This window comes from Moraxella boevrei DSM 14165 (genome assembly GCF_000379845.1).
Taxonomy (GTDB): domain Bacteria; phylum Pseudomonadota; class Gammaproteobacteria; order Pseudomonadales; family Moraxellaceae; genus Faucicola; species Faucicola boevrei.
The window spans coordinates 1-3,715 of the sequence record NZ_KB903801.1 but is presented as its reverse complement, the minus strand read 5'-3'; the positions used below and the strand labels follow the sequence as shown (position 1 = coordinate 3,715).

At 30.7% G+C, this 3,715-nt stretch carries 3 protein-coding genes; all 3 read right to left on the bottom strand.

Annotated features, from left to right (window positions below):
* Nucleotides 1-173 precede the first annotated feature (173 nt).
* The 3 genes from A3G3_RS0108920 to A3G3_RS0108910 all read right to left on the bottom strand — a co-directional run bounded on the left by A3G3_RS0108920 (nucleotide 174) and on the right by A3G3_RS0108910 (nucleotide 3,581).
* A complete protein-coding gene (locus tag A3G3_RS0108920) occupies nucleotides 174-902 on the bottom strand; it encodes a hypothetical protein (RefSeq protein ID WP_019520185.1) in 729 nt (242 codons plus the stop codon).
* A 301-nt stretch (nucleotides 903-1,203) separates the two neighbouring features.
* On the bottom strand, nucleotides 1,204-1,923 hold the full coding sequence (locus A3G3_RS0108915) for a hypothetical protein (RefSeq protein WP_019520184.1): 720 nt from the start codon (nucleotides 1,921-1,923) through the stop codon (nucleotides 1,204-1,206).
* Between the two features lie 32 nt (nucleotides 1,924-1,955).
* Nucleotides 1,956-3,581, bottom strand: a complete 1,626-nt coding sequence (locus tag A3G3_RS0108910; protein WP_019520183.1) for a zinc metalloprotease — start codon at nucleotides 3,579-3,581, stop codon at nucleotides 1,956-1,958.
* Nucleotides 3,582-3,715 lie beyond the last annotated feature (134 nt).

The following is a 3,715-nucleotide window of genomic DNA, read 5'->3' as shown; positions in this document are numbered from 1 at the left end:
TCAAATTTGGCTTGTAACTGATAGTCGCTATCAAGCCCAAAATTTCGGGTATCACTTGCTAGAATAATACTGTCTTCTGATTGAATGGCGATAATGAAGGTCATAAAAACTCGCATGTTGTGGTGGAAATGTATGGAGTAATTATTTAGAACTCAAAAAAAATTCAAACAAAACTACTCAATAGTCAATCCTGATAGCAACTCAATATCACAATGAGGTAATGGATGGTTGATTCTTTGTAATCCCGATAAACCAAAAATTTTTCCGTCATATTCTAAGTAAGTAAAAACTGACTCATTATCATCTAAAACTTCATGATTTTTTACCTTTGTCATATATTGCTGGTATAACTGTTGTAGTATTTGGTCAGATTTAGCTTTATCATCAACAAAAATATTGATGAGTTCTGTCATGGCAAATTTTTCTTCAGGGAATAGCTTCTGTCCATATTTAAATTTTCCTTTATCATATGATGTTGTGTAATAAATTTTTAAAACGTGATATTTATTTGACCTTACATATAGAGAGCCATGTAGCTTTGTCAAAGTAAATTCATCAGTATCAAAGGACTGTGCTGTATAATGAGAGCCTAATGACGATTTTAATTTTGCTCTAAATATTTGGATCGGCATCAATTCTACAAACCTATCTGCAGGAACACCTCTATAAATAGGTTTTTCATCAATAAGTCCATCAACAAACTTTGGATGACAGGTTTTTGGGTCATAATAATCTGCTGGTAAAAAACCTTTAGGTGATTTTTTATTTGGTGAAACAGATGCACTTGGCAATTGATTTGAAACTACCATTTGCTGTGGGAGTACTACAAATGTACTTGTACAGCCAATTACTAATAAACTACTGGTGAAAATGATAAGATAGGAATATATATACTTTGTCATTTGAATATCCTTGATTCATGTTAAGATAGGATTGATTTAATCACTAGTTTTTACTACCACACTTCTATCTACTCGCATGATGTCCCATTGCCATTTAAAAATAAAAACTATATTTAACTTTTCGGTATTGTTAAATAAAGATAGATTTTAAGATTTTCCGTTCGGATTGAGCGTGTTGAAGTCTAGGAAAAGCGTTATGGTTCGACAAGCTCATTACGAACGGTTTTCTAGGAAAGTATATTTAATTAACAATGCCAACTTTTCTAATTTATTTTGTGGTATAGTTAGGTTGCAGTACTTTTTATTTAATCATTAACTGATTAATTTTGCTAAAAATACACCAACAGTCTCCCACCTCATCTCGACAAATGTAGTTTCCAGTTAATTCAAAGATTCTACCGTCTTTTTCAACATCAGCAACAATTAATACGTCTTTAACTAAGTCCTTTTTTGCAAGCTTTTCTTGGTACTCCATCTCAAGTTCATGTAATATTGCTTCAGATTTATAACTATCATCTGTTACCAAATTAAGGTACTTGATAACTTCTGCTCTTTCAAAATCTAAAATTTGGTGAGCGATTTTAGAATTTTTTTCTCTACCGTTAGGTAGAAAGTAGTAGTTAATTTGAGTTACACCATCATAAGATAAGTAAATATCTATGTTGTTACCAGCTTTATTTGTGTTACTTAGAACATTTGGTAAATATAAATTTTGAATTGAATCTAAATCCTTTTCTAAATTATTTTTCTGCAATCTTACAGTTAAGGTATCAAACTTTAAAAAAGCCTCTCTCTTACGTTTTTCTGCAAATGTTAGAAAACCACCTCTCTCATTAATTTTTTTTATTGCCTCCTGTAACTGTTCAAAATTGCAAGATTTACTCTGTAGATCATTGTCTAAATTTGCTTTTTCATGATATTTAGCACTTTTATTTTGTAATTCATTCTTAACGCTTAATGTTTGACATCCGCTACAGAAAGCCAAAAAATACAAGGTTATAAATCCCATATAAAATTTCATTTTATTCTTCCCACTTTTCTAGTTAAACAATGTTAATAAACCATGCTTACATCGTGTCTCATCATATCCCATTGCCATTTAAAGAAAGATTTAGTAATTTCACTAAACTCATTAGAATGTTTCTGTAATATTGGATTATTTTTTGTGGAATACATTACACTAGCATAATCCATAACGTTGTCTGTATAACTTTGGTAAAATACATGAGGCGTTAGAAAATCCAAAAATGTATGATGTAAAGAAAAGCTATGTCCTAATTCATGCACATAGTTACTTGTTAACGAATCATAAAAAACCATGCAAGCATTGCCAAATGTAGTTTTACATTTTGGAGAACATATCATTTTACCTCCACTTGCAACTCCTCCAATTCCAAGGGAAAAATCTGTTACGAATAAAAATGTAGTTTTATTATCGGCATCATCAACTTTACTTAAATTTTTTCTATACAATTTATTATAAAGTTCTACAGTATCTGCTATTAAAACACTTGATTCTACTTGAACTACTCTTGATTTATATTTATCTAGGTACACTTTAATTGCATTAAGATTATCAATTTCATCAGAGTTAATTTGTTGATTTTTTAATTTGGTTTCGTATTTGAGCCTCATATCAGCAATATTCACATTTAATTCTAGAGGTAAAACTTTACAGCTTATTAATGCCTGACAAAATGATTTTTTTTCAATTGCTTGCACATAGTCATTTGGTTTAAAACTATAAACATTAACTTCAGATTTAGTAAAAAGATTAACTATCTGAATTTCAGCTTTGGGTATCACAGAATTTGGATATACCATTAATAAGCCAACAACCTTCTCTTTACCATTATTATCGGTAGCAATAACCTTGACATATCCAGGTTTACTAAAAGACTTCGTACAAATTATATTAAGATAGGGAGCATCCTTAAAATTTTCATAGTAGTTTACTTTCTTTGGTAAAACAGCATTATCAAATGATTTAAAATCTATTAGTCTCTTTTTATCTTCGCTCACAAGGTTTTTAAGAGGAATACTATTCTTTTTCTTAGAAGATTGATTTCTCATTACTGATAGCTCCAGTCCATCGCTAGCAATAAAATTTAAAGTTACATCATTAATACCTTTACTTTCTAAAGGAATCATAGTATCAATTTCTTCTTGCTCAATCATTAGATAAAGCTTAACACCATTTGGGTGTATTTTTGCTTCTGAGCCACTTGGATAATCTTTTGGAAAAATAGACAACCAAGCAGGAACATAGCGTTCACAGCCACTTTTAGTAGTAGAGTAAATAAATGGAACACCATCGATAGTTGTAATATCTTTATATTCATGACCGTCACTATCAATTACTTGATAACGCAAGTATTCATTTATAAGATTTTTTACATCATCAGGTTGAAAATTTGGATTTTCACCAGAACGATCTGTACCTTTCCCCCGATATATACGCCTTATCATATTCTCTGCAGGTCCTATTTTCATTAAATCATAAATGTATTCATCTCTTAACCAATCAAAACCAAAGCTACCATCATAAAACCTTTGATGTCTACGGAAATGTACTAAAAAACGTCTAAAACCTGAAATCCTAACCTGTTTAGTCGGCTCAGTCTCAGCCGTACAAGCTATCGAAGTTTTTACTTCATCATGTTTAACATCATCTACCATAATCTTTACTCTTTAATAAAATAAAATGACTAAAGTTCCAAATGAACCTCAACATCTTCAGGAGCATCACTGTAAAAGAACTGTGTTAATCCATCTTTATCTGTTAACCCCTTAAACACCTCACCAGTCGCTTT

What these genes read in the sequence shown, in the direction of transcription:
- A3G3_RS0108920 (WP_019520185.1), bottom strand. Translation starts at nt 902, where the DNA reads ATGACAAAGTATATATATTCCTATCTTATCATTTTCACCAGTAGTTTA.
- A3G3_RS0108915 (WP_019520184.1), bottom strand. Translation starts at nt 1,923, where the DNA reads ATGAAATTTTATATGGGATTTATAACCTTGTATTTTTTGGCTTTCTGT.
- A3G3_RS0108910 (WP_019520183.1), bottom strand. Translation starts at nt 3,581, where the DNA reads ATGGTAGATGATGTTAAACATGATGAAGTAAAAACTTCGATAGCTTGT.